Consider the following 22,713-nt stretch of genomic DNA (forward strand, 5'->3'; position numbering starts at 1 on the left):
TAATTTAATAAGCGCCAAACGTCTTGCTCATATCCACCGGCCCGATCTCCTTGACCGTTTTCCGGGTGGACGAATTCGCTATCCGTTCTTGCAGCATCTCGTAATACAGATCTTCGTCCAACGGCAGGTCGACCCAATTGTCGGTCCAGGTGGACAGATGCATGGCATTGGACAGGGTCAATCCGTGGATGCCCTCTTCGCCCGGCGCAATCAATGGCGTCCCATGCAAAATGGCGTCCGCAAAGTTCTGGATGATGCCGTTATGCTGCGGATTGTCCCCCGAAATCGGCACTTCGCATTTCCAGCATTCCGGCTCGCCGAAGCCCCCGGTATACTGCTGATTGAACTCCGGTTCAGGCACCCTTAGACGCCAGAAGGTAAGCTTGCCGTCCTCGATGACGATTTTACCGCGGTCTCCCGTCACTTCATACCGGTTCGTGCCCGGCGCTTCCCCCGTTGTCGTAATGAAGACGGCCGTGGCGCCGTTCTCGTATTCCGCATAAGCCGTCACGTCGTCTTCCACTTCAATGTTCCGGTACTTGCCGAAGGAACAAAAGGCGCGGATTCTCTTCGGCATCATGCCGGTTGTCCACTGCCACAGATCCAGCTGGTGCGGAGACTGGTTAATCAGGACGCCTCCGCCTTCTCCCGCCCAGGTAGCACGCCATCCGCCTGAATCGTAATAACTCTGTGAGCGGTACCAATTCGTGACGATCCAATTCATCCGCCGCACTTCGCCGAGCTCGCCGGCCGCGATGAGCTCTCTAAGCTTTTTATACAGCGGATTGCAGCGCTGATTGTACATGATCGAGAACACTTTGCCGCTGCCTTCGGCCGCGCGGTTCATTTCCCGTACCTGCTTCGTATACACGCCCGCCGGCTTCTCGATCAGGACATGGAGTCCCTGATTCAGGCACGCGATCGCCACTTGAGGATGAGCATAATGGGGCGTTGCAATAATCACCGCATCGATCTCTCCCGAAGAGATCATAGCGTCCGTGTCACTCCAAATTTTCACGTCCGAAGGGAGCGTAGCCCGCGCTTCTTCCTGCTTGGCCGGGTTGAGGTCGCATATGGCGCTAAGCCGCGCCCCCGCAATCCGCCCAGCGGCAAGCGATTTGGCATGCGAAAAACCCATCCCCAGTCCGATAACCCCTATTCTTACCTGTTCCATATCATCTATCGCCTCCTTCATAAGTGTCTTATACGCTTTGTTTATGGTCTGCCCACATGTTTATCTGCTCGGCAAAACGAAGCAGCATCTCCCTGGATTCAAACGTCCCGCTAAAATCCTCAATTCCGTAGTACCCTTCATAGCCGACCGACTGCAAATCCTGTATGACCTGCTTCCATGGGACGGCCCCTTGGCCAAGCGAGACCCATTCTCCGGACCAGGATGCCGAGCTTCCATCCTCGGAAGGCGTTTTTCGATATCCCCCGTTTTTCACATGGACATGAGCCAGGTAGGGACCGAGAAGCTCCAAGCCCATCCGGTAGTTCTCGTAACCTTCATGGACCATGTTCCCGGGATCATACAGCACGCCGATATGCTGCGGGTTGAAGTGGGATACGAGCCGGTGCGTCAGTCCGGCGCTCGGAGTGATCGTAAGATGATGGGTTTCCACCACGGCTTTAACCCCGTAAGCGGCAGCGAGATCCTGCACCTCATGGAGGTAACGGACCGCCTGGTCGTACAGCTCGTTGTAATTGCGCGTTCGGTCATATCCCGGAATCCCCACGCGAATGAAAGAGGCTCCGATCAGCTTGGCCGCTTGCATGACCTTCTCCGTCGCTTCCACGTCGCCGCAGGTCAGATAAGGAACGACCGCAAGACTGCGTCGGCCATGCTTGTCGGCTGCTTGCTTAAACTTGAGCCAATCTTCCTGCGTGCCGTTCGGATCGATGGAGCAGCGGTTATGCCGCCAGAAGGAAGGCTTCTCTTCGGCAGCCTCTGCCGGAATCTCCTTGAAGCGCCACTCGATCCCTTCGATACCGGCATCCGCCGCCGCTTGGGCCAATTCCTCCGGCAGTAAATCAGGAGTGGCGACCGTAAATACGGACAGTTTCATAATCATTCATCCTCTCTCGACCAAATTTATTAGCTTATGCATCATTTGACCAACGTTGAACTCATATGATGTCATTCAGTGCGTTCCGGATGGTTAAAAGCCTCCCGAAAGATAGCGCTCTCATATCTGATCATCCTATCTATCCCCCATCGTAGCACAGTCCCGAAAGCAAACCCATATCCCTTCCCATGAACCTTAACCACAGTCAAATAAAGCCGAAAAGAAATGTCTTTGAATATAATGAATCTCCGGCCCGGACTCGAAGTATAGGCACTCTTATATAACCAAAAAGGCACCTCCTCCGTCCTGAATAGACGAAGAAGCGTGCCTTCTCCTAAAGGTATTCGTTTATTTTACGGCAACGTAGAACAGCCTGGATGCATCCTGACCCGCTTCGGTCCACTCAAAATCGGCATAGCATTTCACGTCCCGGAATCCGGCCTTAATCAGCTCAACCTTCATCCATTCCGGGTCGTATCCCCGCTGGACATGCGTTTCTTCAAAGCGGCGGTAGATCGTTCGGTCTTGGTCATCCCGTGCAAAAATGGAGAGATGGTGTTCAATCTCCATCCGGCGTTCATCCAGGTCGCATGTCCATATATAGGACACTTCCCGTTCATCCAGAACAAATGGCTGCTCTTCCTCGTATCGCAGCAGCGTATTGGGGTGATGCACGTCAAACAGGAACGTGCCGCCTTCCTTGAGACCGTTGTAGGTCCTTGCGAAAGCGGAGCGGATGTCCTTCTCCTCCAGCAGGTAGTTCACACAATCACAAAATGAAATGACGGAATCCACCTGCTCGGGCAGCTCCCAGGAACGCATGTCCTGCTGCACCCAGCGGACGCTCCCTTCCCGGAACAAGCGATGTCCCTGAGGCGTGCCCTCCAGCTTGCGCCTGGCAACCGACAGCATATCCGCTGACAGGTCAATCCCCGTTACCTCAAAACCGGAGTTGACGAGCGGTATGGTGATGCTGCCTGTCCCGCATCCGAGCTCGACGACGCTTTTTGGCATTCCGTGCTTCTCCCAGGCGGTTCTCGCAAAGCGGATCCAGTCCGGGTACGGCATGTCTTCCATGAGTTGATCATATACGTAAGCAAACTTGCGGTAAGACAACATGATGACACCACTTTCTTAGAAGCTTCCCCTGCGTTGCCGGGTTATTCGTTTAAACCGGAGTTCTCCTCTTTTTTGACCATATACGTCCAGCTGTCCTTCTGCGTAACCATGCCTTCCTTCATCAGCTTGCCAAGTGCGCGTTTAAAAGCGGATTTGCTGATGCCGAAACGCTGCTTGATGATGTCGGGCGGCGTTTCATCCGAATACGGCATCGCATGGCCGGGACGCTCCTTCAGAAAAGCCAGCAGCCGGTCTGCATCATCCGTCCGTCCGATCTCTTTTTGCGGTACCATGGACAGGTTGACCCTGCCATCTTCCCGGATATGGCTGACCCGAACCTTCACCTCTTCGCCAAGCCGCAGCATCCGCGTCCGTTCCGATGAATGGATCATGCCGATTGCGCCGAAGCCGACCACGCCGCCATTGATGATGACAAACGTGCCCATCTGGAGCGGTTTATACACGAGGGCAGTAAACCATTGGCCTTTCCACGAATCCGGCGCATGGAACGCAAGCGGAGCTAGCTCTTGTTCCCCGGCGAGTTTCGCTCGCAGCCGGCCTTGCTTATCATGCTCCATGATCACAAACACGTGGTCTCCCACTTGCGGGTGAAGCTCCCGCAGCTCCGGCAATTCCCGGATCGGAAGCAACAGCTGCCTGCCAAGTCCCATCTCAAGGAAACAGCCGAGGCGCGGATGGACGTCGGCCACTTCAAGCTTCGCCGTTTCGCCCAGCGTTAGGTACGGCTTCTTCATCGTTGCGGCCAGGCGGTCTTCCGTATCGAAGAATATAAAGACTTCTACCGTATCCCCCGGCTCGATTTTACCCGTAAGCTCCGAATAGTGAAGAAGCACATCCCGATCTCCGCCATCCAGAAAATAACCGTAAGGGGACACTTCCCTGGATACAACGAGTTTCGTTAATGTGCCGGCAATCAGACTCATACGTTCTCCACCACTTTGGCATCCGACCACAGACGCTCGATGTTGTAGTATTCCCGCTCATCGCGGTGAAAAATATGAACGATCACGTCGCCAAGGTCCATCAGCACCCAACGGGCAGCATCCATTCCTTCCAGTCCGCGCAATGCCACGCCTTCGTCATGAGCCCGTTTGCGGACCTCGGTCGCGATCGCTTGAACCTGGGTATCCGAGTTACCGTGGCAAATAACAAAATAGTCGGCGATCAGGGAAATCCCTCTGAGATCCAGGACCACGATATCCATCGCTTTTTTATCTTCAGCGGCAGCTACTGCCACATTTAACAATTCATTCGGTTTCAACGTCATGAATTCGCCTCCAATTGCTTAATTAGATCGTTGCGGGCTAGCACCGTCAACGGAAAAATGATTTGTCTGCGCGAGAGCAGATATCCAATCGTCGAATCAAAACCGGCTGCAAGCGCCTCTTCAAGGCTATGGTTGGCCAGTTCGCGAATATTATTCACGCCGGGGAAATCCCGCCCCGGTTCCATATAATCCGCCAGGCAGACCACCTTGTCAAGGAGCGTCATGCCGATGCGCCCCGACGTATGGTACCTGATGGCGTCCAGCACTTCGGCATCCGTTACGCCGTATTCGTGCTCCGCTACGAATGCCCCGACTTCAGCATGCCAAAGCTGTTTGTCGTAATGGAGCAACTCGTCGGAGAGCTTATGCTCCACCATCATCTGATGAAGCTTTTGCACGGGCCAGTATTTGGCCACGTCATGCAGGATGGCGGCCAAGTCCGCCTTAACCGGGTCGGCTCCGAACCTGTCGGCAAGGATGACCGCGGTTTCCATGACGCCTTGGGTATGCCCCCAGCGCTTGGCCGGCATCTGGGAGGATACGGCTTCTATGAGTTCATCACGGCTGTAATCCATAAATACCGCTCCTAACAATATAATCGTATACTCGGTCCGGCACCATATAACGGATGGACGAACCCGATGCCGCCCGGCTCCGAATGATGGTGGAGGAGATTTCGATCAGCGGCATCTCGGCCGTGACAACCGCCTTTTGCAGAAAATCAGGCAGATCATCCACCGATAGTTCGGTTCCGGGACGGTTAAGCCCGATAAAAGTCAGCATTTCCGCCAGTTCGCCGATCCGGTTCCATTTGGGTAGATACGCAACCATATCCGCACCGATAATGAAGTAGAAGTCATGCTCGGGGTACGCATCGCGCAGCTCTCTGACCGTATCTACCGTGTAGGAGACGCCGCCGCGTTTCACTTCCCAATCCAACGTGCGAAACGACGGATGACCGGCTATGGCTTCAGCGGTCATCTCCAGCCTCATCAGGCCCGTTACGCCGGCATCTTCCTTATGCGGCGGGATGTGGCTTGGCATAAACCACACCTCTTCCAGATCGTAAGCGTCCCGCGCGCATTCGGCTGCGAGCATATGCCCGATATGAATGGGATCGAAGGTTCCGCCCATTATCCCTACCTTCATCCGGGTTCACCTCCCCTAATAAGAGAGTTATTAATATCCGCTAAGCTGGAGCCGTCCGGCCCCCCTACGGCAGTTCGATGGTTTTGTGGTCTTTCGATTCTTTATAAAGCACGATCGTCTTGCCGATCACCTGCACCAGCTCGGCTCCGGCTCCTTCAGCAAGCTCCTGGGCGATTTCGCGCGGGTCTTCAAGACAGTTGTTGAGCACGGATACCTTCATGAGTTCCCGCTTCTCGATCGCCTCGGAAATATGACGGATCAGATGCTCATTGCTGCCTCCCTTGCCTACCTGGAACAGCGGATCCAGATGATGGGCGAGCGAGCGTAAATGTCGTTTTTGCTTTCCTGTTAACATGCTTGGTCATTACTCCTTAAACATTCAATTATTAAAACCTGGCGCTTATCGAAAGCTATATTGTAGCTTTTGCATAAGCATTAATCAATAAACAAAGATATTAAGACTCGGATTGGAAGCTGGTCAGAACGGCTTCCTTCATGGCCTGCACGGGTGCCGTCAGACCCGTCCAATATTCGAATGCATAGGCACCTTGATTAATGAACATGCCAAGCCCGCCGTGTATGGTGCACCGCCGAAGCTCCCCTTGCCGCAGCAGCTCGGTCTTCAACGGATTGTAGATCAAATCGCTGACAACGATCCCTTCGCGTATGGACTCCGGCGGAATGGGAAGCTCCGAAACCCGGGGAAACATGCCGACTGAGGTCGTGTTAATGATTACATCGGCATCCGACAACGCCTCTCCGGCCTGTTCCTCTCCGTACCCTCTCAAGTCCGCAAGCGAGCCCCATTCCTCGGCAAGCGCCAATGCTTTGGCGGACGTCCGATTTACAATGGATATCTTCTCGGGCCCTTCGCCGATGAGGGCATAGATGATGCCTCTTGCGGCACCGCCCGCACCGATGACAACGATGCGCTTTCCCTTCAAGTCGGGACAGGCTTCATCCTTTAATGAACGAACGTATCCGATGCCGTCCGTATTGTAACCCGTCAATTTGCCGTTGTCATTGACGATGGTGTTCACGGCACCGATGCGCTGCGCCCCTTCATCGACGACGTCCAAATACTTCATGACTTCCACCTTGTGCGGGATCGTTACGTTCACCCCTCGAAATCCCAATGCTTTGACGGCCTGGATGGCGTCGCCCAGGCCCTGCGGGCGAATATGAAGGGGCACGTACGCTCCTGACAAGCCCAGGGCGTTAATCGCCGCATCATGCATGGCCGGTGATTTCGAGTGGCCGATCGGATCCCCCATTACGCCAAGGAGCAAGTAATCACGCTCGTTCATTGGATTCACTTTCATTTCTCCTCTGCCTCTCCCATGATAGCCGGACGGCTACCATTGGGATATATCACTTATATCAGGGATGGACGCGACAGGACTTTGATTCCTTTAGGTACATGAACCGCTACGAGCGCTCCCTGCTCACCGTTGATCTTGATCCAGCCGAGTCCCGAGATAAACACGTCTTGGCGCGCACCCTTAGGAATACGGATTTCGTGTCTCGTCCATTCCGGAAGCTCTTCAAGCCGTTCCTTGGTCGGCGGGGACAGCAGCTCCCCGGCATGCTCCGCAAATAACGAATCCGCCCGCTCCAGCTTGGTCCGATGAATGCCGAGCCGACCGCTGATGAAGCAAGTAAAGGATTGATGCTCCCCTTGCAGAAAATCAAAGCGGCCGAAACCTCCGAAGAAGAGGGTCTGCCCTTCGTTCAGCTGATATACCATCGGCTTCAGCGGATTCTCCGGCATGACCGTTCCCAAATCCTCACGGCTCACGAGTTCGCTGTAGCGCCATGGGTATACAATGCCGGGCGTATCAATAATATACCGGCCGTCATCCAGCGGAATATTGACCATATCGAGCGTCGTTCCCGGATAACGGGAAACGGTCAGCTCCTGGTCCAGATCGCTGTAGTCGCGGATCAGGCGATTGATCAAGCTGGATTTCCCCACGTTCGTGGCGCCGACCACATAGACATCCCGGTCGCCCCTGTAATGCGCAACCGTCTCCAGCAGCCGCTCAAAGCCTTGGTTCTTCTTCGCGCTGCAGAGCACGATGTCTTCCGTTCTCAAACCATGCTCCTTGCACTGCTTCTGCACCCAATTCAGAACCTTGTTCCAATTGGTCACCTTCGGCAGAAGATCGGTTTTGTTAACCGCCAGTATCACCGGATTGTTGCCGACAAACCGCTGCAGCCCTGAAATCAGGCTTCCTTCAAAATCAAAAAGATCCACGATGTGAATGACCAGCGCATTCTTGCCGCCGATCTGTCCGAGCAGCCGTAAAAATTCATCCTGGTCTACGGCCACCGAAGAAGCCTCGTTGTAATTCTTGATACGGAAACAGCGCTGGCAAATCACCGGGTCACGGTCCCAAGCCTTCTCCGGCAAATAGCCCGGCTTGTCCTGTGCAGCGCTCTGAAGCGGTATGCCGCAGCCGCTGCACTTCTTGATGTCGTCTCCGCCTGTAGGCAACGTCATGATTTCGGTTCCTCCTCCATCCATAATCCTTTTTTGCGCAAACGGGTCAAGGCGATGCGTTCCACCCGACGATTGACAAGGCGGGTAAACCATCCTTCATCATTGATGGCGATTGGCATAACCAGAACCGTATACAAGCCGAGCCGATTCCCGCCGTATACGTCGGTCAGCATCTGGTCGCCGACAACAACCGTTTTCTCCGGAGTAAGCTCCATCATGTTCATCGCTTTGCGAAACGGAGTATTGCTTGGCTTGCGGGCTTCATGCACATACTGGATGTCCAGCGGCGTCGCGAATTTAGATACGCGCTCGAGCTGATTATTCGAGACGATGATGAGCTGGAAACCGATCTCCTTCACTTTTTTGAACCAAACGACCAATTCCGGCGTAGCAAGCGGCGCCTTGGCCCCAACAAGGGTATTGTCCAAATCGGTAATGATTCCACGATACCCCTGCTCATATAATTCCTCCAGGTTAATATCAAAAACCGTGTTGACACGGAGCTTTGGGATTAACATTTCAAACAAATTCGTCACCTCAATTTCATACGACAAACTATACCATATTCCGGTTCCTTAGTAAAAATAATCACGGCCGATGCCTTCCTGCTTTCCGGATTGCAATCTTTACCAGCAAAAGACCACCCGGCAGCCGTCGAAGCGGACCGGGCGGTCTTGAAAATGACCGATATCAGAACGTATTCATATCAAGCTATCCTGATATCGCAAGAACAACCACTTGTGACGCGGTCTGTCTTCTTGGATTACGTTGATAGACGTTTGTCCGGCACAATGCGGACCTTCTTGATGGACCTCTTCAGCTTCTCGGCATCCTGTTGGACCGAGCGCCACTGCTCTTCCTTCACTTCCGCAGGGCTGTAACGGGCAGCCTCGAACTGCTGCAGCAGCGGTCTCAGCTCTGTTTCCAGTTCAGGATGCGCATGTGCCCAGCGGCGAACCGATTCGCGGAGGGTTTCATGTTCTTGCCTTACCAATCCCTTGCGCTGCACGGAACGGATCCAGCGTTCCGTCTCGGCAATCACCTTATCCGCTGCCGTCAGCGGCTTGCCTGCCCGAATCCGCGCCCCGGCGAAGCGCAGGCTGATGCGCATTCTCCACAAGATATACAGAATCCACAGCACGATGACAACCACCGCTGCCGTTACTATGACTTTAACCCATCCGGATGATGGATTATCAGAAGTTTGGGCAGGAGTCACTTCGTCCTCGGCCTTTTCTTCCTCTTCCACTTCCTCCTCGATGACGGGCTCAGCCTCGGCGTCGGCCGTCAGAATCGGCATGCTGAATCCCGGAGTCGCTTCGATCGGAACCCAGCCGTACTCGCCGAAGTATACTTCAACCCAGGAATGAGCGTCGGCGTTCGTGACGGTATAGTTATCAGGCTCGATCGAGGCTTGACCGTCGACCGGAACGTATTCCGAAGCCGTCATCCTGCCGGGGGCGTAACCCTTGACCCAGCGTGCAGGAATATCCAGCGACCGAGTCATCATCACCATGGACGTGGAGAAGTAATCGCAATACCCTTCCATGATTTCAAACAAAAAGGCATCGACGAAATCGTCGCTCTTTTTGAGCGTAAGGTCGGGGGTGTTGGTATAGGTATAGTTGCTCGTTAAATATTGTTGCAAAAGCATAACCTTCTCATACGGCGTGTCTCCGTCCGCCGTAATTTCTTCGGCCAGATCCGATACGCGGTCCGGGAAATTTCTCGGCATCTGGACATAGGCTTCGTCGAACGAGCCGGAATACAGCTCATCGTAAGTTCTGGCGCTCAGCTCATCGATCGGGATGACGGGAACTTCCGACGTTACGGTATAACTCTTCGGATAGTCCGCATCGCGAACGTCGTCCAAATGCATCTCCGCGCCTTCGGTCACCCAGCTGAGTCGGTCCGGATCGATGTCCTCATCCAGGCTATCCAGCTGACGAACGCTGTAGGCCCCGAACAAGACCGGATACACCGTGTCGCTCAGCATCGTTACCGATTGTTCCAGCTTTTTGGTAGGTACGGATGTGCCGGCTTCTCCCGGCAAGGAGTCGCCGATGTCGACTCCCGTCCCGGATCGACGGCTGCTGGCTCCGTCAGCCCAGCCCGTGCCCGAGTACACGGCTCTGGTTTCGCCGCGCCAATAGCTGCGTTCTTCCGAGGTGATCGACATCACCGGCGAATAATCAAAATTAAAACCGCCGCCAAGATCGTTATCCTCTCTTCCGTAACCGGACATGCTTTCGGACGCTGACTCGATAAGAGTTCCGGTCCCCGATATGCCGACCCCGGATAACGGTACCCCGTTCCACTCTCTCCATGCCGTATAAGGATCGGTCAGTGTCGGCTTCACGTGAGGCATGTTCACGCCGGCCACGATAATCAAAGAGAAAATGACCAGAATATTGGCGATAATCTTAAACGGATACTTCGATAGATTGACCCATCCTTGAGGAAAGCGTCTGCGGAACCGGTTGAAGTGGCTGGATACGAGCCAGCCCATTCCGGCCCCGACGACCCAAGCAATCTCATCCCACAGCACGATTTTCGTGAAGGAATCCAAAATGGCAAAACTAATGACGTGGATTCCGACTACAAGAAGCACGCGTCCCTTGGTTTTGGCCCAGCGGGCAAGAAAGAGGAACATGGCCCAAGCAGCGATAGCAAACCATAAATAAGGAAAGAGATACAGGAGTTCTTCGGTCAGGAAACCTTCCGCTCCGAGGACAGGAACCGGGTTACCGGAAGTTTTCAGCAAACTGTATACGCAATACAGGATCAATAGAAACTGGAGAACCGCTCGGTAACCCTGCTTGATCGGCAGCAGCGCTTCAGTAACCGCCGTAATCGTTAAAGCCGCGATAACGATGGCGGTCGTTTCCGACAGCCATATCGTTTCCGTGAAGGATATCCACTGCATCCCCATGATCCAGATCCACAGCATCGTTAACGTGCTGAAGAAGGTCGTCGATAGTTTGTCCAGCCATAACTTCATCATGCACCACCTCCCAGCGCAGCCGGAAGCTCGTCGAGGGAAGCAACCGAATAACTTGAGATCCCCCGGGATTGGAGGAGCGAAATCGATTCATCGCGTTTTGTTGTTTCTTTGGAAGGAGCGATTTGCAAGAAGCAAGGGTTCATCCCTCTGGTCTCCACCCAGCGCATGATCTCTGAAGCCTTTTTGCCGCTCATCGGGCTGATCAGGAGGAACAAGGCCCCTTTTGGGAAATGGCGATAGGATTTCTCAAGGGACGCAATCAGCTTGCTCTTCCGGTTATAATCCACGTCAACCAAATGCTGAATCATGCGCATCCGTTCCCCGGCGTTATCGGCCGGAGCGAACATTTGAGCTTCCTGGGCTGCCGTGAACAGACCCGTCCCCGCATGCTCCTTGGCCCCGTATTCGATCAGCGAAGCGGCTGCCGATACGGCAAGCTCGAATTGCTGGGCATTGTCATACCCGTCGGCGGCGCAATCCAGAACGATCATCGTTCTGGGGAAGGACTCATGTTCGAATTCCTTCGATTTCCACGAGCCGGTCTTCGCCGTTGCATTCCAGTGAATCCGGGAGATCCGGTCGCCATATACATAATCGCGAACGCCGTTAATTTGCGTGGTTTCCCGTCTTGAAGCCGACACCGTGGTTTGCGTTCCGCCCAATCTGGAGTTCCGAATGTTCCGCTGCCACTTTGGAATATAAATGGTTCTCGGCAGAACGCGGAAATCCGTTTCCACCTCGATGCGTCCCTTATGCTCCATCAATCCGAAGATATCTTCGCTTATGCATTCCGTCTTGGAAAAAGCATATCGCCCGCGTTCGAGCGGAGGCGTCTGGAATACAAGCTTGCCTGCCCCCCTAAGGTTCGGAATGACGCTGTCTTCAAAGGACCAGGAGTCGCCGTTATGCCTCTGCAGCACTTCGCGCACGATCATGTAGGGCATCGGCAGCAACCCCGGGACATGGACCTCGAGCTTCACGCGCACCTGCTCGCCGGCACGAAGCTGTTCTCCACCGCGCTCCGTTCCCCCAAGGACGACCCGGTGCGCTTTGACGCGATTGACCCCGCCAAAACCCGCGCCGATCAGATAAACCGTCAGAAGGCTGACCATGGAGAAGAGCATGAGCGAGGTTTTCCCTCCCTGGAATAAAACATACAAAAGACATAAGCACCATACCGCCAATACCGCTGCCAGTCTGGACGGCTGCATGCCATTCAAAAATAACGAAACCGCGCGGCGCATGCCTATCTCCCCATCTGAACAGGCACTTTAACCTGACGGAGTATAAACTCAAGCACCGACTCCGGACTCGCATTGTCGAGCCTGGCTTCCGGACGCAGCATAATCCGGTGCGAAAGTACGTAGGGAGCAAGCGTCTTCACGTCATCTGGCAGAACGTAATCCCGCTCTTGCAGGAAGGCGTAGGCTTTAACCGCATTCATGAAGGACAGCGTGGCCCGTGGACTAGCGCCCAGCATAACGGAAGGGTGCTCACGGGTCGAGCGGGTGATATTCAGCAGGTAATCCGCAACGGGCTCACCGATGAATACATCGCGGATCTCGTGCTGAATGGATGAAATCTTATCCATATGCGTTACAGGCTGAAGCTTGTCCGACAGTTGCCCGTCGCGCGAACGGTACATCAGCTGCTTCTCCGTGGCGGCATCAGGGTAACCCAGGCTCAGCTTCAGCATGAACCGGTCCAGCTGCGCTTCAGGAAGCATATAGGTGCCTTCAAAATCAATCGGGTTCTGGGTCGCGCACAACATGAAAGGATGCGGGAGCTCGTGGGTAGCCCCGTCCACCGTTACGCTGCGCTCCTCCATCACTTCCAGCAGGGCCGACTGCGTTTTGGTTGTGGCCCGGTTGATTTCGTCCGCAAGCAAAATATTGGTCATGACCGGACCCGGTCGGAAGTAAAACATTTCATCTCGGGGGTGGAAAACGGAAACGCCTGTTATATCACTCGGGAGGATATCCGGGTTGCATTGAATGCGGCGGTAATCCCCCTGCATGGATTTCGCTAGTGCTTTGATCAGTTGGGTCTTTCCTGTGCCGGGCACATCTTCGATCAGTACATGTCCGCCAGCGAGCAGCGCCGTAAGGAGCAATTGGATCTCAAATTCTTTGCCTAGTAGGCACGACTCCAGATTGGTTCGTACCGAGGTAATGACTTTCATGGATTCTTGGCTTACGGGCATGTATGACTAACCTCCTGTAAGGGAATAAATACTTAATTTAGTACTATTGTACATGATCGAAGTCCCGGAGTACATTCGTAGCGATATTTTGGTTATTCTCCTTCCTACAGGCCCTTTAGGGAAGAAAAAAAGACCCCGGCATAAAGCCGAGGTCTTTTGCTTCTGGATGTTCACGATGTTATCCCTTCGGACGAACGAACAGCGCTGCCAGGAAGGAGAAAATGATCGCCGAGGATATCCCCGCGCTGGTTACTTCGAATATCCCCGTCACGACCCCGATCCAGCCGTCCCTCCCCAGCTCCGTCAACGCGCCGTGCACAAGCGAGTTGCCAAAGCTCGTGATCGGTACGGAGGCACCCGCTCCCGCGAATTTCACAAGCGGCTCGTACAATCCAAAGCCGTCCGCGATGGCCCCAGCAACGACCAGCGTACTCATCGTATGCGCCGGCGTCAGTTTAATAACGTCCATCATAATTTGCCCAATGACGCAAATCAATCCGCCAATAATAAACGCCCATAAAAACTGCATCTTGTTATCCTCCCATCTCTAAGGCTACGGCGTGAGCGATACACGGAATGCTCTCACCCTGCTGGTAAGAAAGGGGCGACAGCAAGGCACCGGTAGCAACGACCAGCACCTTTTTCAATTCGCCTTTGCGCATCCGTTTCAAAATATGGCCGTAGGTGACAACCGCCGAGCAGCCGCAGCCGCTCCCCCCTGCGTTGACGTACTTCTGTTTTTCCATGTCGTAGATCATTAAGCCGCAATCGGCAAATACCGTGCCGTCCATGATCACATCGTTCTGCTGCAGGAGGTCCTTCGCAATGGGAAGCCCGACCGAGGCCAGATCGCCCGTGACGATCAGATCATAATCCTTTGCCTGCCGGCCCGTGTCCTTAAAGTGCTTCGTGATCGTGTCGGCCGCCGCCGGAGCCATCGCCGCCCCCATATTGAACGGATCCTTGATGCCCAGATCGACCACCTTGCCGATGGTGGCATACGTCACGGCAGGTCCGTCTCCCTTGTCCGAAACGACGGAGCAGCCCGCTCCCGTGATTGTATATTGCGCATAAGGCGGTTTCTGCGATCCGTATTCCGTCGGATACCGGAACTGCTTCTCGACGGTACAGTTATGGCTGGCCGTACCAGCCATGACATACTGGGCTCCGCCCGAATCAACAAGCATGGAGGCGAGTGCAAGGCTCTCCATCGATGTGGAGCAAGCACCGAACACCCCGATATACGGCACGCCCATCTGTCTGGCGGCAAACGAACTGCTGATGATCTGGTTCATCAAATCCCCGCCCACGAAAAACTGCAGCTGGTCTTCCTTAATGCCTGCCTTTTCGACGGCTTTTCTCGACGCGTCCTCCAGCAGCTTCCGTTCCGCCTTTTCCCATGTTTTTTCGTTGATCTCAATATTGTCGTAGACATAGTCGAAATCGTTAGCCAGCGGACCTTCCCCTTCTTCAGGCCCAACGATCGTTCCCGTGCCGATGATGACGGGTTTGTTCTCGAACTGCCATGTTTGACCGATCACCTTCATGATCGCGTTACCTCCCCTCGATGCCGAAAATAGCGTAAATGATACCGATAATGAACGCAGCCACGGTACCAAATACGATCACGGAGCCCGCCAGCTTAAACATGCTGGCTCCGACCCCGAGCACCAATCCCTCTGCACGATGTTCAAGCGCAGCGGAACACATGGAGTTCGCAAACCCCGTGACCGGCACGGCGCTGCCCGCTCCGGCCCATTGCGCGATTTTGTCATATACGCCGAAGCTCGTCAGAATGACGGAGAGGATGATCAATACGGCGACCGTAGGATTGCTCGCTTCGGTGGTGCTCATATCGAATACGGACATAAAAAAACGCTGAATGCATTGGCCGATCAAACAGATGAGGCCTCCCACCAAAAAAGCGCGCAAGCAATTTTTAAGAACGGCGCGGGGAGGCTCATGCTTTTTGGCAATCGTCTGATATTCCGCCGAGCTCATAGTGGTGATATCAGACTTAGGCTTTTGGTTGGAGCCTGACATTTCAATACACCTCCGCAATTGGTTAAGTATGGAATCCCTTGAACAAACGCTGAAAAGCCGCTATGGAATATCGCTCACATATCATTATGCTTTGAATGATCTCCCTTTATGTTTGGAAAATCATCCTTCTCGCCTACGCATCAGGACTTGTCCGGTCATAGTGACGTCAACGCGAAAATCAGCTTCCAGGAGCATCCTGAAAGCTGAAATTTATACTCGCTGACTTGATTCGTTTGGAGCCGGCCGTTAAATAAGAATGTATTTCAATAAAATGACGAGTAGGATGAACAAGACCATAATGAGCAGAAGTTCTCGGACTTCGGCATGATAGTCGTATCCATCAATCCCATGGCGGTTCATATTCTGCCCCTTCCCGCTGACAACAAACATCCACATGTTTTTCTATATCGTATTCCCGTCCAGGATAGGGGGTGCTTGTTCCAGTTACATTTATATAACCCAGCCTGACGAAGCCGTCTTTGTAGACTTTTCGGGTTTATAGGGGCATACTAGAAAAGGAAAAACTCTTACATACCTTTTCTAAAGGAGCGATTTCGTCATGAATGAATCAACACTGGAATTATTCCGTACATTAACGGAATTCCCTGCTGCACCGGGCTTTGAGAGGGAACTCCGTTCTTGGGTAAAGAATGCCCTCTCTCCATATACAGATGAGTTCGTGCAGGATCGGCTGGGCAGTCTGTTCGCCGTCCTTCGCGGTAACGATGAAGGTCCGAAAGTCATGGTGGCCGGGCACATGGATGAAGTGGGCTTCATGGTAACCGGCATTACCGAAGCGGGCATGGTCCGTTTCCAGCCGCTCGGCGGCTGGTGGAGCCAAGCCGTGCTTGCCCAGCGCCTGCAGATCATCACGGACAACGGCCCGGTCGTCGGGGTTGTCGGCTCCATTCCTACGCATCTGCTGGATGAAGCGCAGCGCAGCAAACCGGTCGACATCAAAACGATGTATATCGATATCGGCGCCGACAACAAGGCCGAAGCGGAGTCGTTCGGCATTCGTCCCGGCCTGCAAGTCGTTCCGATCTGCGAATTCACGCCGCTGGCCAATCCGAAAAAAATCATGGCCAAGGCATGGGATAACCGCTACGGCGTAGGCCTTGCCATCGAGCTGGTTCAGGCGCTCCATGGCGAGAAGCTTCCCAACACGGTTTACGCCGGTGCGACTGTCCAGGAAGAGCTGGGCCTTCGCGGAGCCCGCACTTCGGCAAACCTGATTCAGCCGGATATTTTCTTCGGCCTGGACGCCAGCGCAGCGAACGACATGATGGGCGACAAGAGCCAGTTCGGCCAATTGGGTCAAGGCGCGCTGCTCCGGATCTTCGATCCGACGATGCTGACCCATCGCGGCATGGTCGAGTACGTTCAGGATACGGCGGAGACAAACAAAATCAAGTACCAATACTTTGTGTCGCCGGGCGGTACGGACGCTGGCCAAGTGCATTTAAGCGGCATCGGCGTTCCGTCCACCATTATCGGCATTTGCTCCCGATACATCCACACCTCTTCGTCCATCATCCATACGGACGACTACGAGGCAGCCAAAGAGCTTCTGATCAAGCTCGTGAAGGGCTTGGACCGTACGACGCTCCAGACGATCCTGGACCGCGCGTAGGCCAAACGGAAATGGAAAAGGGTATCCTGCAGATCTTGAACAGACTGCGGGATACCCTTTTCTTCAACTTTCTGCCTTTACGAAGAGAACGTCTCCTTATGCCTGGCAAAGCGAAACGATATGAGCATCGTGACATAAACAATGACAACCAGCGCCGTATTCAGCACAAATATCATGCGAAATCCGGTAAGCCCTCCTGTCGCTTGAAGCGCCAGCATGGCACCTCCCGCCGCCGTGCCAAACATCATCCCCAGATTTCGCGACAGCGCCAAAATGCTGCTGATCAGTCCGAGGTCCGTTTTGGACGTCCTGCCCATCACCAGGGAATTGTTTGGCGGCGTGATCAAGCCCATGGAACCGCCGAGCAGGACGATAAGCAGAATCAGAAAGAAGATCGGATACGCAGGAGATACAAAGCCCAGCACGATTAGCGCCGCCGTCATGACCAGCAAGCCGGCAGACAATAACGGGAATGTTCCCAGCTTGTCCGACAAGCTTCCGCTCAAGGGAGAGAATATGATCAGCGACAACGGGTACCCCATCATGATCAGCCCTGCCGTGGCAGGTTCGATGCCCAGCTCGCTGAGTAAAAACACGGGCAGCACAAGCTGCGCCGAGAAAGCGGCCATATAGGTAATGATGGTAATGAGGATCCCGACGCTAACGCCTGCATCCCGAAACAGATCCAGCTTCATAAACGGAAGATGACCCTTCCCTTTTCGCTCCCAGCGCGAAGACAGGCACCACCCGATGAATGCGGCGGCTCCGGCTCCGAACATCATGAACATCACCGTAACCTCCCAGGAACCCCATCCCCACTGAGCCCCCAAATTCACGGCTGTAACCAGTCCGGTCAAAGATATCGCAAAAAAGGCAGCTCCCGGCACGTCCAGCCGGCTCACGCCTTGATCCGGCTCGTCCTTCGGAATGAAACGCTGCGCGAATACCCATGCAATCAGCGAGATCGCTGTTAGCAGCCAAAAGTTGCTCCGCCACGAAAACCATTGAATCAATATGCCGCCAAGGCTCGGACCGATCATGGAGCCCGCAGCCACGAAGGTGCTGATTAAACCCAGCGCTTTGCCGCGTTGTTCCTTCGGAAACACGGAGATAATGAGTGCCATATTCGTGGCTTGATACATGGCCGCTCCGATGCCTTGAAGAATGCGGGAAGATATCAGCCCGTTTAAGGAAGGAGACAATGCGCAGCATAGCGCACCGGCCATAAACACGAAATAGCCGATATTGTGGATTCTCCGCCTGCCCACCATGTCCCCCAGTTTACCCATGACCGGAAGCAGGATGGAGATGACAAGCAAATATGCGGTCACGATCCACTGTGCCGCGGGGATACCGGAATCGAATGTTCTTGCGATATCTACAAGCGCGATGTTGAACATACCGGCCGACAGATTGGACAGAAATGCCCCTAAACAAATGGTGTATTGAACAATCATCCTTGATTTGCTGTTCATGCAGGAATCACCCGCTTTATCCATGAATTTCGGTGCCGCTCAGAGAAAAAGCCCTCCATGCGGAGAGCTCCACTCTGCTCGAACCTGGTAACTTGCAAGCTAACCGATGGCCGGCTGCGCCGCCGATAGCGGGCGCACCGGTTCCTCGGCTTTTTTATCCATCCAAATATCGATAAGCCGTGCCACTTCACTAACTTTCCCGAAATAACCCTCGATATTCTCCAGCGTCATGTCATGGGCCGTCTGCGAATACGACGCGCAGGCATCCGACGCAAGCACGATATGATAATCCAGCATGAAGCCGTCTCGGGCCGTCGATTCCACGCACACATTGGTGCTGACCCCCGTCATGATCAAGGTCTCGATCTTCAGCGTCTTTAATACCGAATCCAGTCTAGTATTCACAAATGCGCTGTACCGGTGTTTATTGACAATGATATCGTCCGCCTCCGGCGTGATCTCGTAAAATTCCGCTCCCCAGCTCCCCTTCCGGCACACATGAGCCGAGCGTCCAGAGGACCTGGTCGTCCAGGCCTCGGAATCCGTCGCTCTCTCATGCAGCGTTTGGATGAAGATAATCGGCACATTCAGCTCCCTGGCGGAATGAAGCAGCTTATGCAGCTGCGGCATCATCTCTGCCACCCCGCTAACATCGCAGCCTGCTCTAGACAATGCCCCCTCCGGATGGCAATAATCGTTTTGCACATCCACCACGATCACCGCCGTTTTGCTTCCCAGCATCAGTTGATTCAAAGATTTCATCGTAACTCTCCCCTTCACGCCCGTATATTTGGAATCACGTTCCAACGCTTACTTCTTGGATTGGTTCACAAACTGCATATCCACCAGGGCATCATAGGTATAATCCCCTTTAAAAATTCCAGTCTCTATCATGACGTCCATATCATGCTTCAACGCTTCTTCCGAAATCATCCCGTCCAAGCTCCACAGATTGTCCGCATAGGCACGGTCCAGCGCAGATTGAATCGCATCCTCGGATAATGTGGGGAATTCGACTTTCAGATTCTTCTTGGCCAGCTCCTTATCCGACTGGACGACTTTAAGCGCTTCGATGATGGCATCGGTAAAGCTTTGAACGGCTTCCGTATCTTTCTCGATGGTAGACTTCTTCACACTGAGTACCGAATACGAGAAGTCCCCGAGATCATGAAATTTGTAAAAAGGCTCCCCCCACACGTTCTTCGAAATTCCGTCGCTGATTTGCGGTTCGGCTCCATTGGCGATATCGGCTGCGCCCTGTTGAACCATCGTCACCACCGTGGAGCCGTCCGACGGCTCCAGCAGCTGCACATCCTTCTCCGGATCGAGTCCCAGCTGGATCAACAGATAGCGGGTTAAGAGATTCGGTGTCCCGCCATGGCGGCCGGCGTTAATCTTTTTTCCTTGCAAGAATGCCTTCAGGTCTTCGGGGGAATCGCTCGCAGGCGCGGTGCCTTTCTTAGCCATTAAATACACGTTCGCCCGATTGACGACATTGACGACCGAGATGATCGGGTCGGAATTGTTGTTGTTCGCCAAAGCATTGGACTCCGTTCCGCCGATAACGCCCCAAGCATCACCGCTGACCACGGCGGTTACATGCGCTCCCCCTGCCGCTTGGATAATCTCGACGTCCAGCCCTCTTTTCTCGAAATAGCCTTCGCGCTGTGCGACGTACAGGGGAAGATAGCCCGTGGAGTGGAGCGGCTCGGCGATCACGATTTTCTTGAGCTTCCCGTCGCCGGAAGCGGAGACGGTGCTGCCGTCGCTTTTCTCGTTGCCGCAGGCGCCAAGCAGGGCGGTGACCATGACCAGTGCGAATAGCAGTGAACGTTTCCTCATTTTTTTGTTCATATGAATTCCCCTTTTTAATAGAAATAGTTCGTTTTTGATGGATGTGTCTATTGCTATTGCTTGGTCAAGCCCTTGGATAACCACTTCTCCAGGACGACGACGCCCCAGTACATCACCATGGACAGCAGTGACAAGACGACGACGCCCACCCACACGAGGTTGATATCCAGTATCGTTCCTGCATACATAATCATCCGACCGACGCCCTGGCTTGAGGCGATGAACTCGCCCACGATGGCACCTGCCAGCGCAAGGGCAATATTGATCCGTAAACTGCTGATGATCCAGGGCATGGACCACGGTACAACAACCTTGGTAAAGACCTGATGCCGCTTGGCGCCCAAGGAGTACATCAGCTTTTCCATGTCCGGGTCCACGCTCTTCACGCCGCTGTATGCCGATAAGGCTGACACGACAACCGTCATGGAGAACGCCAGAGCCACCTTCGAGAAGAATCCGATTCCGAGCAGAATGACGAGTACAGGCGCTAAGGCAAGCTTGGGCATCGCATTCAATATGATTAGGTACGGTTCGCTGATCCCTGCATACGATTTCGACCACCAGAATGATAGCCCGAGCAGAGCACCTAGGAAGGTGCCGAACACAAACCCGAGTATGGTTGAGCCGGACGTGTACGTAATATCCCTTAACAAGGTCCCCTCGGTGATTTGGGTCCAGGTTGTGCGAAGGATCGCGCTGGGGCTGCTCCAATAATAGGAGTCCAGCAGGCCGATTCGGGTGAACACTTCCCACACCAGAAAAACAAGCACGGCTACAGCGGCCCTTCCCCAAACGATCCGCCTGCTCCTGCGGCGCTCCAGTCCCTCTTCATCCAAAATGTACGGCACTACCTCCGGCCGTTTGGACGAACCCGCGGCAGACTCCGCGGGTGTCACGGCATGTACGATAAAAGCCTCTTTGCGTGCAGTTTCCATCAGGCTCCCTCTCCTTTCGTTCTTCTCGCTTTACGATATTTGCTCTTCCTCGTGCCCAGCCGACAGCAGGTCCATGAGATGATGCTTCAGCTCCATGAATGCCGGCGACGTCATGTCTTCCGTTTTGCGCGGACGCTCCATCGTCACGGTGATTTTGGACTTGATCCGCCCGGGCCTGGACGAGAATACGTAGATGTCATCCGACAGGTAAATCGCTTCATCGATGTCGTGGGTGACAAACAGCACCGTTTTGCCAAAGTCCTCCCAGATCTGCAGCAGCCAGTTCTGCATGGTCAACCGGGTCTGTGCATCCAGCGCACCGAACGGCTCGTCCAGCAAAATGATGTCCCTGTCATAGAGCAGCGTCCGCAGCAGGGCGGCACGCTGTCTCATCCCTCCCGAGAGTTCCCTCGGATAATGCTTGTCAAAGCCCTTCAGACCGTATTTTTCCATCAAGGGCAACGCCCTCTCCACGGCTTCCTTGTAGGGAACGCCCCGAACCTCCATGCCCAGAATGATGTTATCGAGAATGGTGCGCCATGGCAGAAGCATGTCCTTTTGCAGCATATAGCCCACATAACCGGTCGTACCGACGATATCCTTTCCGTCGGCCATCACTTTGCCCGTGGATGGAGGCATCAGGCCGGCGATAATATTGAACAGGGTGGATTTGCCGCAACCGCTGGGACCGATTATGCTGACAAAACGCCCCTCCTCGATCGCCAGACTCGTCTCCCGCATGGCCGGAATCTCTTCCCCGTTTCTGCGAAACCATTTGCTGACGCCCGAAATTTCGATTTTGTGAGTCATGGCCCTTCCTCCTCTTCTTTGATTTACATGTTTTTTTCAGTAACAACACACATTTATTTTCAAAAGCGGATGTAACAAAAAATCGCCAGTCCAGCCCCAAGCCGCACACCAACGTGTACCTTGGTACCAAACTGACGATCGGCCCGCTCTCTACCCGAGTTCCGGCATGTCGTTCAGATATGTTTCTATCTCCTTCTCCAAGAATACGATGGTACCGGAATACTCGGTCTCAGCATCATAGTCTTTAAGAATGGAAATGATTTTAAACGGAAATTTCTCTTCCAGGCTGGCTTTAATCTCCTGCTTGAACACCTGGAATAAAAGGTGGTCCAACTGCCGGGTAGAGAGGGGGTAATTCTCATCCAGCAGTTTCAGGACGGGGACTCTACTATTCCTCGACACAATGATGATTTTGTTGCCGACGAAATCGACTTTTTGCTGCTTTACACCCACGTTAAATATTTTCTTATTTATCGCGTTGTAAACCCTCAAAAGATCCTGTTTGAGTTCGCCTGCTGTCATCATGGTTCAACATCCCTTTGTGTAAATTATTATTACATTGACCGGGGTAGGTATAGGGTGTTTATCGAGTTCGTTCTGTCCTTGGGTTTAATTATAGGCAAACACA

At 53.8% G+C, this 22,713-nt stretch carries 24 protein-coding genes; 1 reads left to right on the top strand and 23 read right to left on the bottom strand.

Annotated elements, in window-relative coordinates; genetic code table 11:
* Positions 1-4 precede the first annotated feature (4 nt).
* From BMX45_RS22160 to spoVAC, 17 genes are all read right to left on the bottom strand, one after another.
* On the bottom strand, positions 5-1,174 hold the full coding sequence (locus tag BMX45_RS22160) for a Gfo/Idh/MocA family protein (RefSeq protein WP_090911888.1): 1,170 nt from the start codon (positions 1,172-1,174) through the stop codon (positions 5-7).
* Positions 1,175-1,202: 28 nt separating this feature from the next.
* Positions 1,203-2,069 carry a sugar phosphate isomerase/epimerase family protein gene (locus BMX45_RS22165; RefSeq protein WP_090911891.1) on the bottom strand — a complete coding sequence of 289 codons (867 nt, stop codon included), beginning with the start codon at positions 2,067-2,069 and terminating at the stop codon, positions 1,203-1,205.
* Between the two features lie 348 nt (positions 2,070-2,417).
* Positions 2,418-3,188 (bottom strand): class I SAM-dependent DNA methyltransferase, encoded by a 771-nt coding sequence (locus BMX45_RS22170; RefSeq protein ID WP_090911893.1) that lies wholly within the window; start codon positions 3,186-3,188, stop codon positions 2,418-2,420.
* 41 nt (positions 3,189-3,229) lie between these two features.
* Complete coding sequence (locus BMX45_RS22175; RefSeq protein ID WP_090911895.1) at positions 3,230-4,132, bottom strand: CvfB family protein; 903 nt, start codon at positions 4,130-4,132, stop codon at positions 3,230-3,232.
* Positions 4,129-4,476, bottom strand: a complete 348-nt coding sequence (gene rsfS / locus BMX45_RS22180) for a ribosome silencing factor (protein ID WP_009592160.1) — start codon at positions 4,474-4,476, stop codon at positions 4,129-4,131. The genes BMX45_RS22175 and rsfS overlap by 4 nt, the downstream gene beginning before the upstream one ends.
* A complete protein-coding gene (gene yqeK / locus BMX45_RS22185; protein ID WP_090911898.1) occupies positions 4,473-5,051 on the bottom strand; it encodes a bis(5'-nucleosyl)-tetraphosphatase (symmetrical) YqeK in 579 nt (192 codons plus the stop codon). The genes rsfS and yqeK overlap by 4 nt, the downstream gene beginning before the upstream one ends.
* Entirely contained in the window at positions 5,035-5,625 is a 591-nt protein-coding gene (gene nadD / locus BMX45_RS22190) for a nicotinate-nucleotide adenylyltransferase (protein ID WP_090911900.1), read from the bottom strand. Before nadD ends, yqeK begins: the two co-directional genes overlap by 17 nt.
* A 64-nt stretch (positions 5,626-5,689) precedes the next feature.
* Positions 5,690-5,980: a ribosome assembly RNA-binding protein YhbY gene (gene yhbY / locus BMX45_RS22195; protein WP_009592173.1), complete on the bottom strand. Its 291-nt coding sequence runs from the start codon at positions 5,978-5,980 to the stop codon at positions 5,690-5,692.
* Between the two features lie 100 nt (positions 5,981-6,080).
* Positions 6,081-6,947, bottom strand: a complete 867-nt coding sequence (locus tag BMX45_RS22200) for a shikimate dehydrogenase (protein ID WP_036666109.1) — start codon at positions 6,945-6,947, stop codon at positions 6,081-6,083.
* Between the two features lie 53 nt (positions 6,948-7,000).
* Positions 7,001-8,128 carry a ribosome biogenesis GTPase YqeH gene (gene yqeH / locus BMX45_RS22205; protein ID WP_015734157.1) on the bottom strand — a complete coding sequence of 376 codons (1,128 nt, stop codon included), beginning with the start codon at positions 8,126-8,128 and terminating at the stop codon, positions 7,001-7,003.
* Positions 8,125-8,655 carry a YqeG family HAD IIIA-type phosphatase gene (locus tag BMX45_RS22210; RefSeq protein ID WP_090912141.1) on the bottom strand — a complete coding sequence of 177 codons (531 nt, stop codon included), beginning with the start codon at positions 8,653-8,655 and terminating at the stop codon, positions 8,125-8,127. Before BMX45_RS22210 ends, yqeH begins: the two co-directional genes overlap by 4 nt.
* Positions 8,656-8,891: 236 nt before the next feature.
* Positions 8,892-11,132, bottom strand: a complete 2,241-nt coding sequence (locus tag BMX45_RS22215) for a transglutaminase TgpA family protein (RefSeq protein WP_090911901.1) — start codon at positions 11,130-11,132, stop codon at positions 8,892-8,894.
* Positions 11,129-12,376, bottom strand: coding sequence for a DUF58 domain-containing protein (locus BMX45_RS22220; RefSeq protein WP_090911903.1), 1,248 nt, complete (start codon positions 12,374-12,376; stop codon positions 11,129-11,131). The genes BMX45_RS22215 and BMX45_RS22220 overlap by 4 nt, the downstream gene beginning before the upstream one ends.
* A 2-nt stretch (positions 12,377-12,378) precedes the next feature.
* Entirely contained in the window at positions 12,379-13,335 is a 957-nt protein-coding gene (locus tag BMX45_RS22225; protein ID WP_090911905.1) for an AAA family ATPase, read from the bottom strand.
* A gap of 178 nt (positions 13,336-13,513) precedes the next feature.
* On the bottom strand, positions 13,514-13,864 hold the full coding sequence (gene spoVAE, locus BMX45_RS22230; protein WP_015734153.1) for a stage V sporulation protein AE: 351 nt from the start codon (positions 13,862-13,864) through the stop codon (positions 13,514-13,516).
* Positions 13,865-13,868: 4 nt separating this feature from the next.
* Positions 13,869-14,882 (bottom strand): stage V sporulation protein AD, encoded by a 1,014-nt coding sequence (spoVAD, locus tag BMX45_RS22235; protein WP_090911908.1) that lies wholly within the window; start codon positions 14,880-14,882, stop codon positions 13,869-13,871.
* Between the two features lie 7 nt (positions 14,883-14,889).
* The gene (gene spoVAC / locus BMX45_RS22240; protein ID WP_015734151.1) at positions 14,890-15,378 is read right to left on the bottom strand and encodes a stage V sporulation protein AC; all 489 of its coding nucleotides are present in this window, start codon (positions 15,376-15,378) and stop codon (positions 14,890-14,892) included.
* Between the two features lie 559 nt (positions 15,379-15,937).
* Between spoVAC and BMX45_RS22245 the strand changes: the two genes are divergently transcribed.
* Positions 15,938-17,011, top strand: a complete 1,074-nt coding sequence (locus tag BMX45_RS22245) for a M42 family metallopeptidase (protein ID WP_090911910.1) — start codon at positions 15,938-15,940, stop codon at positions 17,009-17,011.
* A 77-nt stretch (positions 17,012-17,088) separates the two neighbouring features.
* Here the strand turns inward: BMX45_RS22245 and BMX45_RS22250 are convergent, their stop codons facing one another.
* From BMX45_RS22250 to BMX45_RS22275, 6 genes are all read right to left on the bottom strand, one after another.
* Positions 17,089-18,510, bottom strand: coding sequence for an MFS transporter (locus BMX45_RS22250; protein WP_254778186.1), 1,422 nt, complete (start codon positions 18,508-18,510; stop codon positions 17,089-17,091).
* A 75-nt stretch (positions 18,511-18,585) separates the two neighbouring features.
* Positions 18,586-19,248, bottom strand: coding sequence for a cysteine hydrolase family protein (locus tag BMX45_RS22255; protein ID WP_090911912.1), 663 nt, complete (start codon positions 19,246-19,248; stop codon positions 18,586-18,588).
* A 48-nt stretch (positions 19,249-19,296) separates the two neighbouring features.
* Entirely contained in the window at positions 19,297-20,340 is a 1,044-nt protein-coding gene (locus BMX45_RS22260) for an ABC transporter substrate-binding protein (RefSeq protein WP_090911914.1), read from the bottom strand.
* Between the two features lie 53 nt (positions 20,341-20,393).
* On the bottom strand, positions 20,394-21,275 hold the full coding sequence (locus BMX45_RS22265) for an ABC transporter permease (RefSeq protein ID WP_090911916.1): 882 nt from the start codon (positions 21,273-21,275) through the stop codon (positions 20,394-20,396).
* Positions 21,276-21,305: 30 nt separating this feature from the next.
* Positions 21,306-22,085, bottom strand: coding sequence for an ABC transporter ATP-binding protein (locus tag BMX45_RS22270; RefSeq protein WP_090911918.1), 780 nt, complete (start codon positions 22,083-22,085; stop codon positions 21,306-21,308).
* 150 nt (positions 22,086-22,235) lie between these two features.
* A complete protein-coding gene (locus BMX45_RS22275) occupies positions 22,236-22,610 on the bottom strand; it encodes a Na-translocating system protein MpsC family protein (protein WP_090911920.1) in 375 nt (124 codons plus the stop codon).
* Between the last annotated feature and the right edge of the window lie 103 nt (positions 22,611-22,713).

Origin of the sequence: Paenibacillus sp. cl141a (genome assembly GCF_900109305.1) — a bacterium.
Taxonomy (GTDB): Bacteria; Bacillota; Bacilli; order Paenibacillales; family Paenibacillaceae; genus Paenibacillus_AQ; species Paenibacillus_AQ lautus_A.